The 18,161-nt window shown below is 54.9% G+C and carries 14 protein-coding genes; 12 read left to right on the top strand and 2 right to left on the bottom strand.

Going from position 1 to position 18,161, the window contains the following annotated elements; all coding sequences use genetic code 11:
* Positions 1 to 13: 13 nt before the first annotated feature.
* Positions 14 to 1,597, bottom strand: coding sequence for a stage V sporulation protein B (gene spoVB, locus ACLD72_RS18850; protein ID WP_411001566.1), 1,584 nt, complete (start codon positions 1,595 to 1,597; stop codon positions 14 to 16).
* Between the two features lie 192 nt (positions 1,598 to 1,789).
* Here spoVB and ACLD72_RS18845 point away from each other — a divergent pair, with 192 nt between their 5' ends.
* The 6 genes from ACLD72_RS18845 to ACLD72_RS18820 all read left to right on the top strand — a co-directional run bounded on the left by ACLD72_RS18845 (position 1,790) and on the right by ACLD72_RS18820 (position 8,519).
* The gene (locus ACLD72_RS18845) at positions 1,790 to 2,047 is read left to right on the top strand and encodes a post-transcriptional regulator (RefSeq protein WP_128634868.1); all 258 of its coding nucleotides are present in this window, start codon (positions 1,790 to 1,792) and stop codon (positions 2,045 to 2,047) included.
* Between the two features lie 101 nt (positions 2,048 to 2,148).
* Positions 2,149 to 3,402, top strand: a complete 1,254-nt coding sequence (gene secD / locus ACLD72_RS18840) for a protein translocase subunit SecD (RefSeq protein WP_411001567.1) — start codon at positions 2,149 to 2,151, stop codon at positions 3,400 to 3,402.
* Positions 3,392 to 4,285 (top strand): protein translocase subunit SecF, encoded by an 894-nt coding sequence (secF, locus tag ACLD72_RS18835; protein ID WP_411001568.1) that lies wholly within the window; start codon positions 3,392 to 3,394, stop codon positions 4,283 to 4,285. Before secD ends, secF begins: the two co-directional genes overlap by 11 nt.
* Positions 4,286 to 4,395: 110 nt before the next feature.
* Positions 4,396 to 5,352: a cation diffusion facilitator family transporter gene (locus ACLD72_RS18830; RefSeq protein ID WP_411001569.1), complete on the top strand. Its 957-nt coding sequence runs from the start codon at positions 4,396 to 4,398 to the stop codon at positions 5,350 to 5,352.
* 60 nt (positions 5,353 to 5,412) lie between these two features.
* Entirely contained in the window at positions 5,413 to 7,821 is a 2,409-nt protein-coding gene (gene recJ / locus ACLD72_RS18825) for a single-stranded-DNA-specific exonuclease RecJ (protein ID WP_411001570.1), read from the top strand.
* A gap of 185 nt (positions 7,822 to 8,006) precedes the next feature.
* On the top strand, positions 8,007 to 8,519 hold the full coding sequence (locus tag ACLD72_RS18820) for an adenine phosphoribosyltransferase (protein ID WP_411001571.1): 513 nt from the start codon (positions 8,007 to 8,009) through the stop codon (positions 8,517 to 8,519).
* Between the two features lie 397 nt (positions 8,520 to 8,916).
* On the opposite strand, the gene uraA is transcribed toward ACLD72_RS18820, so the two are convergent.
* On the bottom strand, positions 8,917 to 10,209 hold the full coding sequence (uraA, locus tag ACLD72_RS18815) for a uracil permease (RefSeq protein WP_411001573.1): 1,293 nt from the start codon (positions 10,207 to 10,209) through the stop codon (positions 8,917 to 8,919).
* Between the two features lie 287 nt (positions 10,210 to 10,496).
* On the opposite strand from uraA, the gene ACLD72_RS18810 reads away from it, so the two are divergent.
* The 6 genes from ACLD72_RS18810 to aspS all read left to right on the top strand — a co-directional run bounded on the left by ACLD72_RS18810 (position 10,497) and on the right by aspS (position 18,137).
* Complete coding sequence (locus ACLD72_RS18810) at positions 10,497 to 12,674, top strand: RelA/SpoT family protein (RefSeq protein WP_411001574.1); 2,178 nt, start codon at positions 10,497 to 10,499, stop codon at positions 12,672 to 12,674.
* Positions 12,675 to 12,697: 23 nt separating this feature from the next.
* Positions 12,698 to 13,147, top strand: coding sequence for a D-aminoacyl-tRNA deacylase (dtd, locus tag ACLD72_RS18805; protein WP_411001575.1), 450 nt, complete (start codon positions 12,698 to 12,700; stop codon positions 13,145 to 13,147).
* Positions 13,148 to 13,511: 364 nt separating this feature from the next.
* Complete coding sequence (locus tag ACLD72_RS18800) at positions 13,512 to 13,679, top strand: hypothetical protein (protein ID WP_411001576.1); 168 nt, start codon at positions 13,512 to 13,514, stop codon at positions 13,677 to 13,679.
* 248 nt (positions 13,680 to 13,927) lie between these two features.
* The gene (locus ACLD72_RS18795; protein WP_411001577.1) at positions 13,928 to 14,386 is read left to right on the top strand and encodes a hypothetical protein; all 459 of its coding nucleotides are present in this window, start codon (positions 13,928 to 13,930) and stop codon (positions 14,384 to 14,386) included.
* Between the two features lie 679 nt (positions 14,387 to 15,065).
* A complete protein-coding gene (gene hisS, locus ACLD72_RS18790) occupies positions 15,066 to 16,310 on the top strand; it encodes a histidine--tRNA ligase (RefSeq protein ID WP_411001578.1) in 1,245 nt (414 codons plus the stop codon).
* A gap of 48 nt (positions 16,311 to 16,358) precedes the next feature.
* A complete protein-coding gene (gene aspS, locus ACLD72_RS18785; protein WP_411001626.1) occupies positions 16,359 to 18,137 on the top strand; it encodes an aspartate--tRNA ligase in 1,779 nt (592 codons plus the stop codon).
* Positions 18,138 to 18,161: the final 24 nt, after the last annotated feature.

Here is an 18,161-nt window from a genome sequence, read left to right as displayed (position 1 = left end):
AGCCTAAGCCGCATCAGCGGCGAAACCATTTGCCCAGGAACGGCAGCCGCTTAAGGTCGTGCAGGTCAAACAGGCCCATGACGCCGGCCAGTACCAGGTACAAGATTCCGGAGGCCGCTGCCGCGGCGATAAATTGAACCACCGGGACGGAACCAAACGGCAGGCGGTTCATCGCGTAATGAGCCGCTGCGGCCATAATAATCATGGCGGCGCATACTTTGGTGAAATCCAGATATGGCAGCGTATAGCGGAGCATACGGGCCACGCTATACCCATGCATAAGCGTCACGACGATAAAGCCTGCGACAATGGCGATCACGGCTCCATAAATGCCCAGGGACGGATTGGAGGCGAGATAAAAGATCAGCGATATTTTGATAACGGCTCCGGTCAGGGTGTTGATCAAGGCCCGCCCCGGCTTGTCTAAGGCTTGGAGCGTCGCCTGCAGCGGCGCCTGCGCGTAGAGGAAAAGCGCAAACGGGGCCATCGTCTGCAGCATCCCGGCGATTTCGGCGTTGTCGTAGATGATCAGGCAGAGCGGCTCGGCCATCACAAACATGATCGCGGCAAACGGGGCGCCGGTGACCAGCGCAAGCCGCAGCGATTGATGCAGCCGCAGCTGAATCGACCGCATATCCCCGCGGGCCTGGGCCTCGGCCAGCGAAGGAACAAGCGAGACGGCCAGCGAAGACGTCAGCGCCCCGGGCAGCAGCAGCAGCGGAATAACCATACCTTGCAGCGCCCCGTATTGGGTGGTGGCCACGGCGACGCCGATGCCGGCCAACGCTAGACTGCGCGCCGTCGTGATGGATTCCAGCAGGTAGGACAGCGAGCCGACGAGCTTGCCGCCGGTAACCGGAATCGCAATGCGCAAAATGGGGCGGAGCAATTTGCCGGGCAAAGGCTGTTTCTCCAGGTCAGGCTTGGCCGGCGTTTCCCCGGTCTCGACTTCCTTCCGTTCACGCCGCTTGAGCTGACGGTATTGCCATAACAACACGCCAAGCCCGGCGATTTCCCCGACCACTACGCCTAACATCGCTCCCGCCGCGGCGTACGCCATCCCCATCGGAAGAAGCAAATAAGCGAACCATAACGTGCAAACGATCCGGGCTACCGTCTCCATTATGGAGGAGACGGCGGACGGAATCATGTCCTGCTTGCCCTGAAAATAACCGCGAAAAACGGAGGAAACGGAAACGATGACGATCATCGGGCTCATCGCGATAAACGTATGGTAAACGCGGGCATCCGTAAGGATATAGCGGCTTACCCATGGAGCCCCAAACAAGCATAAAAAGGTGAACAGAAAACCCGCCGCCGTCGTGAACACCAGGCTCGTCCGCAAAATGGCGCGGGAACGCCCCGGATTCCCCGAGGACTCGGCTTCGGCCACCAGCTTGGCGACGGCCAGAGGAATCCCTCCGGTAATGATCGTTACGATTACAAGGAAGAAAGGATATCCAAGCTGATAAAGTCCTACCCCTTCCGCCCCGATCACGCGGGGCAGCATAATGCGCGGAATGAAACCAAGGAGCCGGTTGACGATTCCCGCCACCAGCAAAATCATCGTTCCTTGGATGAAGGTTTGTTTGTTCAAAGTGCTTCCCTCTCTCCCGGAAATAGCTTCGCCGATTGTTTATTCTTGGGGTTACTCTATGAATATGTCCTACCTGTACAAGTTCATGACTTGTCTTTTTGGAAGCTTTTTAAATTGGAAAAAGTCGGTAGAGGCAGGAATCTGTAAATTGGGGTAGAATGTATTAAGACGGGGGTTGAAGGGGGCAGAATCGTGGCTGAAGAGGAATTGACAGAACAAGAGTTGAACGAGGCGATAGAAAGCCTTTGCCGCAGCAAAGCGGAGGAATTCAGACTGATCGGTTACGAGCATGTAACCGGCCCTGAGATTTGGGAATGCGTCAGTCAAAAATATGAAAAAGAAGGCATTCCGCCAATGCACCAACTTGTCAACGATATACTTTCCTTAAAAGTGACCCAATTTATGAATTATATGACGATTTCCGCATACCGTGGATCCCGTCTTATTTGAGGCAGGGGTCTTTTTTTCGTCAAAATTTGATAAATTGACTCGCTTTTCAGGCATCGCTATAATAGGAATATTGAGAATTTGAAAGGGGAACGAAGTACGGAATGAAAAGAATCATCGCATTCATAACCGTCGTGGTTGTCTCGCTCGGGATTATGGGATGGACAAGCCCCGACCTGTTGAAAAACGTACGTCTCGGCCTGGATTTGAAAGGCGGCTTTGAAATTTTATATGAAGCATCGCCGCTGGAGGGCGGAGGAGCGGTAACGCGGGAATCTCTCCTCAAGACGGCACAAAGCCTGGAGGATCGGGCGAACAAGCTGGGGACGAGCGAACCTGAAGTTACGACCGAAGGCACCAACCGGATTCGTTTGAAGCTGGCCGGTGTCACCGACGAGGCAACGGTGCGCAAAACGATGAAAGAGCCTGCTTCGCTTACATTCCGCAGCAAGGACGGCACGGAGAAACAAGCGGATGAGTACAAAAAAATTGAAATGGTTGGCACCGATTTCGTCGAAAACGGAGCAAAACTGGAATATACCCAGATGAACGAGCCGGTTGTCAGCATTAAAGTGAAAGACAAAGAAAAGTTCGCGGAAATAACCAAACGTTTGCTCGGAAAACCGCTGGCGATTTACATGAACGACAAGCTGATTTCGGCTCCGGTGGTTCAGGCGGTACTGGCTGAAGGATCCGCGCAAATCAGCGTTGGCGGAGATTTAAACGAAGCTAAGGAACTGCGCGACCAGATCAACCTTGGCGCCCTGCCGCTGAAATTGACCGAGAAATATTCGCAAAGTGTAGGCGCTACGCTGGGTTTGCTATCGCTGCAACAGACGATTGAAGCCGGGCTGATCGCTTCCGTATTCATCTTGCTGTTTATGATCGGAATGTACCGGGTTCCCGGGTTGATCGCCTCGCTTACGCTAATCATTCATACCTGGCTGCTTATACTGGTGTTCGTGTGGGCGGACTTTACGCTTACCCTGCCAGGGATCGCGGCTTTAATTCTCGGGATCGGGATGGCGGTCGACGCCAACATCATTACCAATGAACGGATCCATGAAGAAATGCGTTCCGGCAAGAGCGTGATGTCCGCCGTGAAGGCAGGCGACAAGCATTCCCTGCGCACGGTTCTCGATTCGAATATAACGACGATTATCGTTGCGGCGGTAATGTATTGGTTCGGCACCGGCGCGGTAAAAGGCTTTGCGCTCGTGCTGATCGTGGAAATCGTGCTCAGCATCGCCACGAATGTGTATCTCTCCCGCTTCCTGCTGAATCTGCTGCTTAAGGCGGGCAAGCTGTCGAAACCGAAATATTTCGGCGTGAAGGAGCGTGATATTCGTGCGCTTTAATAAAAACCTGGACTATGTACATCTCAGCAAGTACTTTTATATTGCGTCGATCGTCTTAACGATCGCCGGCCTCATCTGTCTATCGGTGTTCGGCTTGAATTACAGCGTTGATTTTAAAGCAGGCTCCAATGTGGACATCTCGCTTACAAAACCACTGACGGCGGAGCAAGTGAAACCGATCTTGGACAAGCTAGGCATTGCGGAAGGCACGACGGTCAGCCCGGGCGAGGATCGGATGAATATCCGCTTTACGCAAGTGCTTAGTGAAGATAATGATGCGCAGCTGAAAAGCGAAATCTCGAAGCTGGACGACAAAGCCTCCTTCGAAGTCAATACGGTCGATCCGGAAATGGCCCGGGAATTGGCGCGCAACGCGATTTACGCCGTGCTGATTTCCTGTATAGGGATCATCATTTACGTCAGCATCCGTTTTGAATGGCGTTTTGCTCTGGCCGCGATCGTGGCCTTGCTGCATGATGCCTTTATGGTCATCGCGGTTTTCTCGATTTTCCGTTTGGAGGTCGATTTGACCTTTATCGTTGCAGTATTGACGATCATCGGTTATTCGATCAACGATACGATCGTTATCTTCGACCGGATTCGCGAGAATCTGCGGTTTGCCAAGCTCAAAACGCGGCAGGACCTTGTCGAATTGGTCAACCACAGCGTAGCGCAGACGATTATGCGTTCTTTATATACCGCGCTTACCGTGTTTGTGGCCGCCTTCTTCCTGTTCCTGTTGGGCGGCGCGTCGATCAAGATGTTCTCGCTCGCCATGGTCATCGGCCTGCTGTTCGGGGCTTACTCTTCGATCTTTATCGCCAGCCCGCTCTGGTTTACCTTTAAAAGTAAGCAAAAGAATAAACCGGCTAAAGCATCCTAAGCGGCTTTTTGAAGATATCTAGCCATCGGTTGGTTCAAAAAAGAGCCGCGTCGATTATAGACGCGGCTCTACCGTTCTTCATCAGTTTTCACATGGTTTAGGAGGTCATTATGAAACGCGAACATGCTGCCTTTTCCGATTCCGCCGCTTGGCTCAGCATCGTGAGTCATGTTGCGCTTGCCATCTTTAAAGGGCTGGTGGGGCTATGGTTTGACAGCCGCGCGCTGCTGGCGGCCGCTTTGCATTCCGCTTCGGATGCCGCGGCCGAGATCACCGGCAAAGTGGAGTGGCCCGGTCTGAGGAAGCGGAGAGCGCTGCACGCGGCGTATGCCGGGAGAGAAAGGGCTGAGCCGCTGCTCGCGATCTTTTTTTCCGTGTTCCTGCTTATGGGCGGACTGCAGATGATGATTGCCGCCATATCGAATATCGCCAGGGATGAGATCCAGCCTCCGGAAGTGATGGCCGGGGTCGCCGTCGTCGTTTCATTTGCCCTGAAGGAAGCGATGTTCCAATTTCGATTTCGCCAGTCCCGGAAAGAGGATCCCAAAACCGCGCAGTCGTTGATCGCAACGCATCGTTACTCACTCTATTCCTCTGTGGCTGCGTTCATCGGCGTCTTTGGCGCGGTGGCCGGGCAGGCGATGGGTATTTCGGAATTGCTTTATCTTGACCCTGCAGCCGCTTTTTTCATCGCTTGTCTCGTCTTTTGGAGAGCGTACCGCCTGATCAGGGAGTCCCTTTACGGGCAGCTGGTTTCCGCCATTCAGGAGGAGGATGCCGCTTCTTTTATCGAGACGGTTCAACGGGTTCACGGCGTGATTGCCGTCGAGGAGCTGAAAGCGCAGGAGAACGGGCATTACGTCACCGTGGACGCCAAAATCAGCGTGAATCCGCGGATCACGGTCATGGAAGCCAACGACATCGCCAACCGCGCCAAAATGCTGCTGCTCAACCGCTTTTCCCATGTGAGCGACGTACGGATTCAAGTATCGCCTTACGACGCCGGCTATCCCTATAAGAGCAACACGGAGGAGAACGGCAGCGATCTGCCGAATTTACTGCAATGACACTGTCCCTGCGTAAAAGACATTAATGAAGTTCAACCTCTAGAAAGAAGGTGACCGGTTATGCTTCATCCTAAATATCGCTGGGACCCGCTACCCGCGGACGAAGACGCCGCCCGTCTGCTCACCGATCGGCTTAATCTCTCTCCGCTTGTAGCCTCGCTGCTGGTCACGCGGGGGATTGCGAAGCCGGAGGAAGCGGAGCTTTTTTTGCAAGGAACGGTCGCCGATCAACATGATCCAATGATGCTTAGCGGCATGAAGGAAGCAGTTCCGCGAATCCGCCGCGCCGTGGAAAACGGGGAGCGGATCCTCGTGTGTGGAGATTACGACGCTGACGGGGTATCCTCGACGACGCTGATGATTTGTCTGATGCGCAAGTTGGGCGCTACATACGAATACCATATTCCGCATCGCACCAAGGAAGGCTACGGTTTACATATACCGGTTCTGGAGCAGGCTAGGCAAAAGGGAGTTACGCTGGTCATTACCGTGGATACCGGCATCAGCGCGGTGGAACAGATCGCTTTTGCCCGCGAGGCGGGCATGGACGTGATCGTGACGGACCATCATGAGCCGCCGGCGGTGCTTCCGGAAGCTTATGCCTTGATTAACCCGAAGCTGCCTAATTGTCCCTATCCGTTTAAGGGATTGGCCGGTGTCGGCGTTGCTTTCAAGCTGGCTAAAGCGCTGCTTGGGGATGACACCCCGGAATACTGGACGGAACTGGTTGCGCTTGGAACGATCGCCGATCTGATGCCGTTGGTTGGAGAAAACCGCATGCTGGTCCGCGCCGGACTTGCCGCGATGTCGCGATCCGCCTTTCCGGGGATGACGGCCTTGCTCGGAACGGCCGGCTGGTCCAAAGGCGAAGTGACATCGACGGCGGTCGCTTTCGGGCTGGCGCCGCGCATCAACGCCAGCGGGCGCATGAGTCATGCGGATCGGGCGGTGGCTTTGTTGACCGCCGAGAACGCGGACGAGGCCGAAACGATTGCCGAGGAGCTTGATGTGCTCAACAAGGAGCGGCAGATGCTGGTGGAGAGCATGGTGCAGGAAGCGCTGCTGCAGCTGGAGCAGCAAACCGGCGACACGGGTTTGCCGAATATTATCGTCGTGGCCGGCGAAGGCTGGAACGCCGGAGTCGTAGGCATCGTAGCCTCCAAGCTGCTGGAGCGGTACTATCGTCCGACGATCGTGCTTGGCATTCATCCGGAAACCGGCGAATGCAAAGGCTCCGCCCGCTCCATACCCGGCTTCGACATCTATGAGGCGCTAACCGACTGCGCCGATTTGCTCGACCATTTTGGCGGACATCCGTCGGCGGCAGGCATGTCTCTGGCGCGCGGCAACCTGGCCGAGTTTTCGCGGCGCCTCAATGCCTTCGCTGCCGACAAGCTTCGGCCGGAGCATTTTGTCCCCGTGATCACGACCGATCTGGAATGCTCGCTTAAGGAGATCACGTTATCGTCCATCGAAGAACTGGAAAGCCTGGCTCCGTTCGGGATGGCCAATACGTGCCCGCGCCTGCTGATTCGCGGTGTAAAGCTGGTGGAATGCCGGCAAATGGGTAAAGACGGCAAGCATTTGAAGCTGGTTGTCGGGCAAAACGGAAAGACCGTGGAGGCTGTAGCCTTCGGCAAAGGAGAACTTGCGCCCCTGCTGGCGGAAGAGGCGGTTTTGGACATGGTGTGCGAAGCCGGAATTAACGAATGGAACGGCTCGCGCAAGCCGCAGCTGATGATTCAGGATCTTGCGGTTTCCCATCTTCAGGTGTTCGACTACCGCGGTTCGCGGAATCCGGCCACGCAATTGGTGCAGCTTAAGAGCACGCTTGTTCACCAGCCGGCGAATGAACGGGACATCCCCGCTGTGATTGCGGCGGGCTTGGGCTCCCAATTGCTTCAGCTTGGCGATTTGAAGGACACCTCGGTTTGGGTATATGATAAGGACGATGGCGCCATACCGGGCAACGCCTTGGCGGAATCGGCGGGCGCGCGCGGCGTTACGACGTTGTTTGTGCTTGAGCTTCCGGATTCCTCCGCAGGCTGGAGCCGGATGATGAACGTGTTTGTTTCACTGGAAAGGATCTATCTGCTTCATCCGCTGCGCTCGCCGCAGGAAAGGATCGAAACGCCGTCCCGCGATCATTTCAAGCAGGTGTACGGCCTGCTGCTCAGAACCGATGGGCGTGCCCTGCGCGAGGAAGAAATGATGGCGGCGCTGCTGAAACGGACCGGCTGGTCGCGGCGGATGCTGGAGTTAATGCTGGGCGTGTTCGAGGAGCTGGGGTTTATTTCCCGAGCGTCTGGAACCATCACCGTCAACCCATCTCCTTCCAAACGGCCGCTGGAAACCTCAAACCGTTACCGGGAGCTCGGGCTGCTTGCCGAAATGGAACAGATGCTGCTGCATGCCCGGGTTCCGGAAATTACCGAATGGATGTTAACCCGGATGCGGGGGGCTTCATAAGTGTCTATCGGCGTATTATTAAAGAACGGAATAAGCTTATTTTATAAGTTGAACTAAGGAAAGAGCGGGATATAGGCAAGAGTGTGAAATGATTCTGAAGAAGCGGCAGCGTTCGTATGAACATTTCACACGGCTGCCCTAATCCGTACAATCAATAGTTCAACTCTACCTAGGAGGAGATTGAATTGGACTATAAAAATTATATCCGGGTGATCCCTGATTTTCCCCAGCCCGGGGTCAGCTTTAAAGATATCACAACCTTGCTTAACGACGGCGCCAAATACAAGCAGGCCATCGACGATTTGAAGGGGCTCGTTTCGGGCCTGAAAATCGACCTGATCGCCGGGCCGGAAGCGCGCGGTTTCGTCGTCGGGGCACCGCTGGCCTATGCACTTGGCGTCGGTTTCGTGCCGATCCGCAAAAGCGGTAAGCTCCCTTACAAGACGATTGAGGTGGAATACGATCTGGAGTACGGCAAAGACCGGCTGGCCATGCACAGCGACGCGGTGAAACCCGGTCAAAACGTGCTGATTGCCGACGATCTGCTGGCGACGGGGGGAACGATTTCCACTTCCGTTAATCTTGTCCGCGAGTTAGGCGGCAATGTAATCGGCACCGCGTTTTTGATCGAGCTTAGCGAATTAAACGGCCGGGCCAAATTGCCGGGCATCGAAGTATTCTCCCTTGTAACTTACTAAGAATGCAAAAAGGCCGAGCAGGATATGTTCCTGACTCGGCTTTTTATTAGCTCAATGATGGAGCGCGGGGCTCCCACCAAATGCAAAAATGCAGTTGCTGCGAAAGCTGAGTTATTAAATTCAAAATAGCGGTATTTTATGTTCCTATTATCTGGAGCCAGGCAGACTCATCCCCAATAGGGGAATATTTTGGCCTTATTTTCCTGTGAACGGTCCAGAACGCCGGCATTTCCCGGCAGTCCGGGTAAATAGGGTCATAAATTACCTTTAATTCTCTCCAATAGAGTGAAACCGCTGGAATAACGACATTTTTTACCGCTATTTCCGGCAATCGGGCTGCTCGTCAATGGTCCGCCGGAGTGATATTCTCCGACGGTTTTTTATCCGTTTAATCGTGTTAATGCGCGGCATCTTCCTTCTCGTTGGACCAGCCTAGCACCTGGATCAGCTTGAAGAACAGGCTGAGCAGGACTCCGACGATCGTGGCCAGAGCCATTCCTTTAAGCTCGACGTTGCCCATAGTCAACTTCGTTCCACTGAGGCCGATGACGAGTACGATCGTAGCCAGCAGCATGTTGGTCGGCTTGGAAAAATCGACCTTTTGCTCGACGAAAATCCGCAGGCCGGAGGCGGCGATGACGCCGAACAGCAGGAGCGAAACGCCGCCCATGACCGGGGCCGGAATGCAGGCGATAATCGCTGAAAATTTACCTGAGAAGGAGAGCAGGATAGCAAAGATGGCGGCTCCGCCAATGACGAATATGGAGTACACTTTGGTGAGCGCCATGACGCCGATATTTTCCCCGTATGTCGTGTTTGGCGTAGAACCTACAAAACCGGACAGGATCGTCGAAATGCCGTTCCCCAGCAAAGAACGATGCAAGCCGGGATCCTTGGACAGGTCTCTGCCGACGATATTGCTCGTGACGAGCAGGTGCCCGATATGCTCAACGATGACGACAAGCGCCACGGGGATGATCGTGATGATGGCCGGCACGCTCCACTGCGGCGTTGTCACCGTCGGCAGCGAAATCCAACCCGCTCCGGCGATCTTGGCGGTATCAACTTGCCCCAGGACTAAAGCCAGCACATAACCAACGACGATCCCGATCAGGATATGTATGATTTTGGGGAATCCGCGGAACAATACGGCGCCCAGGACGGTAACCCCTAGCGTGACGAGCGAGAGCATGATGCTGGTTGGATCGGGAGTCCAGTCCAGCTTTGTCGGATCGCTGTTGATCCATCCGGCCATGCCCGCCGCCACCGGAATAAGCTCGAGACCGATCAGGGCAACGATGGCGCCCATGGCCGCCGGAGGGAACACAACGTCAATCCATGTGGTGCCGGCATATTTGATTATGAGCGCAATGACGATAAAAATGACGCCGGTCACGATAAAAGCGCCGAGCGCCATGGCGTAACCGTTACCCGGATTGTTCGTCAGGACCAGGGTAACCGGAGAAATAAACGCAAAGCTGGAGCCGAGATAAGCGGGGATTTTCCCTTTGCAGATCAAAATATAAAGCAGGGTGCCGATACCGTTCATCAGCAAGATCATGCCGGGGTCGACGCCGAACAGGTTCGGGACGAGCACGGTGCTTCCGAACATGGCGAACAAATGCTGCAAGCTCAGCAGAACGCCGGGTCCGAAAGGGACTTTTTCGTTAACTTGAATTTCGCGTTGCAACCAGGACCACTCCTCTAAATTTAAACGTTCATAGGATAACTATCCTTAATAGATTAAATACATTGCCGTCATTTTTCAACAAGAAATTACTTGGGCGTGTCATTTTCCATAACATCCCCTGCTCGCCCATTTGACATGCAGCACGGAATCCTGCCATGCCGGAAAAGCCGCGGGCTGCCTGACGGCCGGTAGTTGACGGGACGGGGCGCAAGAGTCATAATTATAGGAAATCAAAATTAGGCGATTTATGCATATTTTCATATAGAAAGGAATCGAACGGGATCTCCATGGGCATAGAGCAATTACTCGAAAAGGCGTCTGCCTATATAAAGGAACCGGAGCTTCAGCGCATACGGGTAGCGTACGAGTTTGCGGAGCAGGCCCATCACGGACAGGTCCGCAAATCCGGGGAGCCGTATATTCTTCACCCCCTTGCGGTGGCCGATATCGTGGTTAACATGCAGATGGATGCATTGTCGATCATTGCGGCCTTGCTTCATGATGTCGTAGAAGACACTACCGTGTCTTTGAAAGAGATACAGGAACATTTCGGCAATGATTGCGCCCTGCTTGTCGACGGTCTGACGAAACTGGAACGGATCAAATTCAGATCCAAAGAGGAGCAGCAAAACGAAAACTACCGGAAAATGTTCATCGCCATGGCGCAGGACATCCGCGTGATCGTGATTAAACTCGCGGACCGTCTGCACAATATGCGGACCCTGAAATACCAGTCGGAGGAAAGCCAGCGGCGGATCGCTTACGAAACGCTGGAAATTTTTTGCCCGATTGCCAATAGATTAGGTATTTCCGCGATCAAATGGGAGATGGAAGATATCGCGCTGCGGTATCTCAATCCCCAACAGTACTACCGGATCGCCAACTTAATGCGCAAGAAGCGGGCCGAGCGCGAGGAATACATCAAAAACGTCATCGCCCGCATCGCCGAAAAGCTGGAGGAAATGGGCGTGCAGGCTGATTTGTCCGGCCGGCCGAAGCATATTTACAGCGTGTACAAAAAAATGACGACGAAAAACAAGCAGTTCAACGAAATTTACGATCTGCTGGCCATTCGCATCATTGTGGAAAATATTAAGGATTGCTACGCTACGCTGGGAATTATCCATACGTTGTGGAAACCGATGCCGGGGCGGTTTAAGGATTACATTGCGATGCCCAAAGCGAACATGTACCAGTCGCTGCATACGACGGTCGTTGGCCCGAACGGAGAGCCAACCGAGGTGCAGATCCGCACCTGGGAAATGCACCGGACGGCGGAATACGGGATCGCGGCCCATTGGGCTTATAAAGAAGGCTCCGGCGCCAACGGTCTGGTGAACAAAATTACGTTTTTCAACGAAATTTTGGAGCTGCAGCATGAGGCGAAGGACGCCTCCGAATTCGTGGAATCGCTCAAAATGGATTTTTTCTCCGACCTGGTGTTTGTGTTCACGCCATCCGGAGAAGTCATCGAGCTGCCGGCCGGCTCTGTCCCGCTCGATTTTGCCTACCGGATTCATACCGAGGTGGGCAACCGAACGATTGGCGCCAAAGTGAACGGGCGCATCGTGCCGCTTGACCATCGCTTGAAAACGGGCGATATCGTCGAGATTTTGACCTCAAAGCATTCCTATGGGCCAAGCCAGGATTGGCTGAAAATCGCCCAGTCCTCCCACGCCCGAAGCAAAATCAAGCAATGGTTCAAAAAAGAGAAGCGGGAGGAAAACGTCGAGAAGGGGCGCGAAGCGATCGAACGCGAGCTGAAACGCGCGGGGATCGAGCCGCCTTCGTTTATGACGGATGAGAAGCTGCTGGAGGCGGCCAAGAAATACGCCTTCAACGACATCGACGACATGCTGTCGGCCATCGGGTTTGGCGGCATTACGGCGTCCCAGGTGGTCACCAAGCTGACCGAGAAGCTGCGCAAGGAGCAGGAGGAGGCCGCAGGCCATATCGAATTGACCTCCGAGGTCAAGGAAGTGAAGGCTCCGGAAGAGCGCAAGCATCGCCCGACGAACGGGGTGGTGGTCAAAGGCATTGACAACCTGCTGGTGCGTTTTGCCCGCTGCTGCAATCCGGTGCCGGGCGACGAAATTGTCGGCTACATTACCCGCGGCCGCGGGGTTTCCGTGCACCGCAGCGATTGCCCGAATATCCCGTCGGGAGCCGATGGAGAAGAGGCGGCCCGCGTGATCGATGTGGAATGGGAAGACGCGATCGAAGCGAATTACAGCGTCGATATCGAGATTACCGGCCACGACCGCCGCAACTTCTTGAACGAAGTGCTGCAGGCGGTTTCGGAAAGCAAAACGAACATTTCGGCCGTATCCGGCCGTTCGGATAAAAATAAAATGGCTTTGGTGCATATGACGATTTTGATCCGCAATACCGATCACCTGCAATCCGTGGTGGAGAAAATCAAACGGGTCAAAGACGTGTATACGGTGCACCGGATTATGCAATAGCCGCATTTGAAAGGTGAAGGAAGATGAAGATTGTAGCTCAGCGTTGCCGGCAGGCCCGGGTCACGGTGGAGGGGGAAACGATCGGTTCCATCGGGCGGGGCTTAATGCTGCTGGTCGGCGTTACTCACGAGGATACGGAGCGGGACGCCACTTATTTGGCGGAAAAAATCACCGGTTTGCGCATTTTCGAGGACGAAGCCGGAAAAATGAACCTTAGCGTGATGGATGTCGGCGGGGCTATTTTGTCCGTGTCGCAATTTACGTTATACGGCGATTGCCGCAATGGCAAACGTCCAAGCTTCACAGCGGCCGCCCGCCCGGAAACCGCCGAGCCGCTTTATGAGCGGTTCAACGCTCTGCTCCGGGAGAAAGGGCTGACGGTGGAAACCGGGAAATTCGGGGCCGACATGGATGTCGAGCTCGTCAACTGGGGGCCGGTCACGCTGATATTGGACAGCCCCGGCGGCGCTTAAGCGGGGATTTGCTGGAGCTTGTTGAAACAGGACAATCCAACGATCCGGCAGGCGAATCCAATTCTAACGGACATCAGCGCCGTTATTTCGCTGAAAATGGCCGTTTTCAAAATGTAACGGACACCACAGACCTTATTCGGTGCTGATGTGCACGTATCTGGTCTTTTTCAAGCAAATAGAGGCTCTCCTGTCCGTTAGAAATGAAAAGAGCCTCTTTTCGGGCAAATAAGGTCGTCTAGGTCCGTTAGCCTTCATGCGGTCGGATATCTGCTGCCAAAGTAGGGATAATAGAGGGATAATTGAGGCTCGCCGAGGGTACACTTGAGGGTATCAACAACGATACCCTGAAGGAGCCCATTACCCCATGCGTCAATCGACGAAGTCCAAAGATTGGCAGAGCGTTCCGCTGCTGGCGGCGGGAGACCGCAGTGAAGCTCGGATGCTGGCGCGTTCGGCGGAACCGGAAGCCTACGAACTAGTACCGCGGGAAGTTAAGCCATCCGCCGAGTGGCTTCCGCGTCCGGGAAGCTGAACGCTTGCCAGGTGCGGCCGCTGCGGCGTCGGCAAAGGAAGAAATTTAGGCGGGGCCAGGTTCGTTCTGCTTTGAAACAAGCGTAAGCTGTAGGAGTTCAAGTGTTCTCCTGCCGCTTGCGCTTTTTGTTTTACGGCATTTCGGATTTCGGCGCATTCGTCATAAAGTCTCCCGATTCGGGCAATAACAAGCAAAGAATTGTTCGGCAATCGATGCTTGCACCCGAGATGAAGGAGAGATGATGAAATATGACCAAACATATTCAGGCCTATTTCCGCACGGAGGACCAGGCGGAGGGAGCGCGGATCAGCTTGCTCTCGTATGCGCCGGGTCAGGTAGAGGCGGGGCATGTGGACGACAGATTGGGCGAAGATGACAAGCTGCTGGTGCAACTGCTCCCCGTTCCGAGCGGCTCGATGAATTCCGGCGGCACCGTTGGCTTGCCGCTTCCCGGGACGCTGCGGGGCAGCCAAAGCGCGCTGCCGGCTTTCGCTTTCGGCGACCGGGGAGCTGGCGACACTTTGAATGGAGAGCATAGCGAGGCGGTGTCCGGTGAGCGGGAAATGGACCCGGCCAGAGACGTTATCGACACCGGGGACGAGCCGGAAGGGTGGAAATACGTGCTTAGCGCGGCAGTAGAGGACGAGGATTACGGCAGGATCGTACAAAAATTGCGCGCTCACGGAGCGTATATACCTGTGGGTTAAGCGAACCTGTAATATAACTGTAATATTAGATTCATGATCCCTTAACATAAGCTGTTTATAATAACAGCATGACCCCCTTTTTAATACAATATATACCTTTGGACCTGCACCCCGTTGGTGGCAGGTTTTTTCTTTGATCCGACATTTTTTTTGGGTAGACTTGACTTTAGCGCGGTGGTTACATACAATCAAGAAATAACAGTTGATGTCACCCCCTGGTATGGGGCGCGGATTGAAGTAAATAAATAAATGTATCATAGCAATTCGATGACGGGACAAAGTAATTCGACCCCACACCCACAGAGAGGGATCCCGAGTCTTCGTGGCACAAGCGCTCTTTAGGAGCCGCTATCCGCTTATGAAGCAGGCTGGAAGGATTCCGGTGATGATTGAACGAAAGACTTCCCCGAGAACCGGCGGCGAAATGCGGCGAGCGGCACTTACAGGCTTCCGCTGCGGCAAAGTAGACGTACGGCGTAGGCGGGCGATAACCGCTTAAAGCGAATCCCTTTTTCGCATGCAGCATTGCTGTTATCACGGCTGGTGTTGCACGAATCAGGAATTCGGAATGTGGGTGGCACCACGGGTGATTTGGAAACCAGTCTCTCGTCCCTGTTTGTATCAAACAGGAACGGGAGTTTTTTTATTTTAATGAGCAATTTAGGATGGAGGATGAACTATGGCTTTTCAAAAACCGAAAGGCACGCAGGATTTGCTGCCGGGCACCGTCGAGAAATGGCAGTTTATCGAAGACACGGCCAGGGATATTTGCCGCCGCTTTAATTACCGTGAGATCCGCACGCCGATTTTCGAGCAAACCTCGCTGTTTGAGCGCGGTGTAGGAGAAACGACCGACATCGTCGAGAAGGAGATGTACACCTTCCTGGACAAGGGGGACCGGAGCATGACGCTGCGGCCGGAAGGCACGGCGGGGGTTGTTCGCGCTTATGTGGAGAACAAGCTGTACGGGGAGCCGGACGTCAGCAAGCTGTATTACATCGGGCCGATGTTCCGGTATGAGCAGCCGCAGGCCGGCCGTCAGCGCCAATTCCATCAATTTGGTATCGAGGCGTTTGGGGCAACGGACCCGGCGATCGACGCCGAAGTCGTATCGCTTGGTTACGAGTTCTGCCGCGAGCTGGGACTCCAGGGAGTTAAAGTGGAAATCAACTCTGTGGGCAATCCGGCGAGCCGGGCCGCCTATCGCGAACAGCTGCTTGCGTTTCTGCTGCCGATGAAGGACTCCTTGTGCAAGGACTGTCAGTCGCGGATCGAGCGCAATCCGCTGCGCGTGCTTGATTGCAAAGTGGATCAGGATAAATTCGGCGGAGCGCCTTCGATTCTGGACAGTCTGGATGAGGAATGCACGGCGCATTTTGCTAAAGTCCGTGAACTGCTGACCGTCATGGGCGTCGATTACGTTATCAATTCCCGGCTGGTGCGAGGGCTCGATTATTACACGCATACCGCCTTCGAATACAAGGCGCAGGGGATCGGCGCGATCGACACGATCGGCGGCGGCGGCCGCTACAACGGCCTGGTGGCCGAAGTAGGCGGTCCGGATCAGCCGGGCATCGGGCTCGCGTTAGGCCTGGAGCGGATCGCGCTGATCCTGGAAAAACAGGAAATCGACGCCGGCGCCGCCAAACCGCTCGATATTTATCTTGTCGCTCTCGGCGAAGCGGCCGACAAGGAGATTACGACGCTGCTGTATAAGCTGCGGCAGACGGGATTTTCCGCCGAACGCGATTATCTGGGGCGCAAAATGAAGGCGCAAATGAAATCCGCCGACCGGATGCAAGCCCGCTATACGGCGATCCTGGGCGACGACGAGCTGGAGCGCGGAGAAATCGCCCTCAAATCAATGGAGACCGGCGAGCAGCGCACCGTGAAACTAAGCGAATTGATTCATGAGCTATCGTGATCATAAGATGACTTTTTTACAACATATATAAAGGAGTGTTTTTACATGATGCAGCGTACTCATCATTGCGGCGCCCTCGGCTCCGCGCACATTGGAGAAACCGTCACGTTAAACGGCTGGGTGCAAACCCGCCGCGACCTGGGAGGCGTCCTGTTTATCGACCTGCGCGACCGCAGCGGGATCGTACAAATCGTGTTTAACCCGGCTTATTCCGGGGACGCTTTGCAAATCGCTGACAAGGTGCGGAGCGAATACGTGCTTGCCGTAAGCGGTACAGTCGTACAGCGGGACCCGGAGACGGTGAACCCGAACCTGCCGACCGGGCAAATCGAAGTACGGATCACGGAAATCGAGGTGCTGAACGCCGCGAAAACACCGCCGTTTTTCATTGAAGACGGTATTGAAGTGGACGAATCGCTGCGCCTGAAGTATCGTTACTTGGACCTGCGCCGTCCGGAAATGCAGCAAACGCTTTGGCTGCGTTCGAAAGCGGCTAAAGTATTCCGCGACTTCCTCGACGGAGAAGGCTTCATCGAAATCGAAACGCCGATTCTGACCAAAAGCTCGCCGGAAGGCGCGCGCGACTATCTTGTACCGAGCCGTGTGCACGAGGGCGAATTTTTCGCCCTGCCGCAGTCGCCGCAGCTTTACAAGCAGCTGCTGATGGTCAGCGGCGTGGAACGCTACTACCAAATGGCCCGCTGCTTCCGCGACGAGGACTTGCGCGCCGACCGCCAGCCGGAATTCACTCAGATCGACATCGAGACCTCGTTCCTTTCGCGGGACGACCTGCTCGGCATGATGGAAAAGCTGGTTGTGCGCCTGTTCAAGGAAACGAAGGGGATTGAGATCGAAGCGCCGTTCCAACGTCTGACATACGCAGAGGCGATGGGCAAATACGGCTCCGATAAACCGGATTTGCGTTTTGGCCTGGAGCTGGTGGACGTTAGCGATCTCGTGGCGAACAGCGGTGTGAAGGTATTTTCCTCCGTCATTGAAAAGGGCGGGGAAGTCAAAGTGCTGAACGCCAAAGGCTGCGGCACCTGGAGCCGGAAGGACATCGACGATCTGGGACCGTACGCCGCCCGTTACGGCGCAAAAGGCCTCGCCTGGATTCAAGTGAAGGAAGGCGAATTCCGCGGCCCGATCGTGAAGTTCTTCACCGAAGAAGAGATCGCGGCAGTGAAAGAACGCACCGGCGCGGAAGAAGGCGACCTGCTGCTGTTCTCCGCCGACAACAAAAAAGTCGTCGCCGATGTGCTTGGCGCGCTGCGCCTTAAAATCGGCCGCGATCTTGGCTTGATCGACGACAGTGTCTATAAATTCGCCTGGGTGGTCGACTTCCCGCTGCTTGGCTGGGACGAGGAGCAGAAGCGGTACGTCGCCGAGCACCATCCATTCACCCGTCCGCGCGATGAAGACCTGCCGTTGTTCGATACCGACCCGGGCAAAATTTTGGCCCAAGCCTATGACCTCGTGCTGAATGGCTACGAAGTGGGCGGCGGCTCGATGCGGATTTACCGGCGCGACGTTCAGGAGAAAATGTTCGATGCGATCGGCTTGTCGCCGGAAGAAGCCCAAGACAAATTCGGCTATCTGCTGGACGCGTTCGAATACGGCACGCCGCCGCACGGCGGAATCGCCTTTGGCTTCGACCGCCTGGTCATGCTGCTTGCCGGCCGCTCGAACCTGCGCGAAACGATCGCCTTCCCGAAAACGGCGAGTGCGACCGATCTGCTGATGAACGCGCCTTCCGAAGTGGACCTGTCGCAGCTGGAACAGCTGCACATCAAGCTCGCCGTCAAACCGGCCGAAGCGAAAAAATAAACAACATGAAATATCATATTTCAG

Source organism: Paenibacillus lacisediminis, from assembly GCF_046567315.2.
This window is presented reverse-complemented; position numbering and strand designations above follow the sequence as displayed.

What these genes read in the sequence shown, in the direction of transcription:
- secD (WP_411001567.1), top strand. Translation starts at nt 2,149, where the DNA reads ATGAAAAGAATCATCGCATTCATAACCGTCGTGGTTGTCTCGCTCGGG.
- ACLD72_RS18830 (WP_411001569.1), top strand. Translation starts at nt 4,396, where the DNA reads ATGAAACGCGAACATGCTGCCTTTTCCGATTCCGCCGCTTGGCTCAGC.
- recJ (WP_411001570.1), top strand. Translation starts at nt 5,413, where the DNA reads ATGCTTCATCCTAAATATCGCTGGGACCCGCTACCCGCGGACGAAGAC.
- ACLD72_RS18810 (WP_411001574.1), top strand. Translation starts at nt 10,497, where the DNA reads ATGGGCATAGAGCAATTACTCGAAAAGGCGTCTGCCTATATAAAGGAA.
- dtd (WP_411001575.1), top strand. Translation starts at nt 12,698, where the DNA reads ATGAAGATTGTAGCTCAGCGTTGCCGGCAGGCCCGGGTCACGGTGGAG.
- ACLD72_RS18800 (WP_411001576.1), top strand. Translation starts at nt 13,512, where the DNA reads ATGCGTCAATCGACGAAGTCCAAAGATTGGCAGAGCGTTCCGCTGCTG.
- ACLD72_RS18795 (WP_411001577.1), top strand. Translation starts at nt 13,928, where the DNA reads ATGACCAAACATATTCAGGCCTATTTCCGCACGGAGGACCAGGCGGAG.
- hisS (WP_411001578.1), top strand. Translation starts at nt 15,066, where the DNA reads ATGGCTTTTCAAAAACCGAAAGGCACGCAGGATTTGCTGCCGGGCACC.
- aspS (WP_411001626.1), top strand. Translation starts at nt 16,359, where the DNA reads ATGCAGCGTACTCATCATTGCGGCGCCCTCGGCTCCGCGCACATTGGA.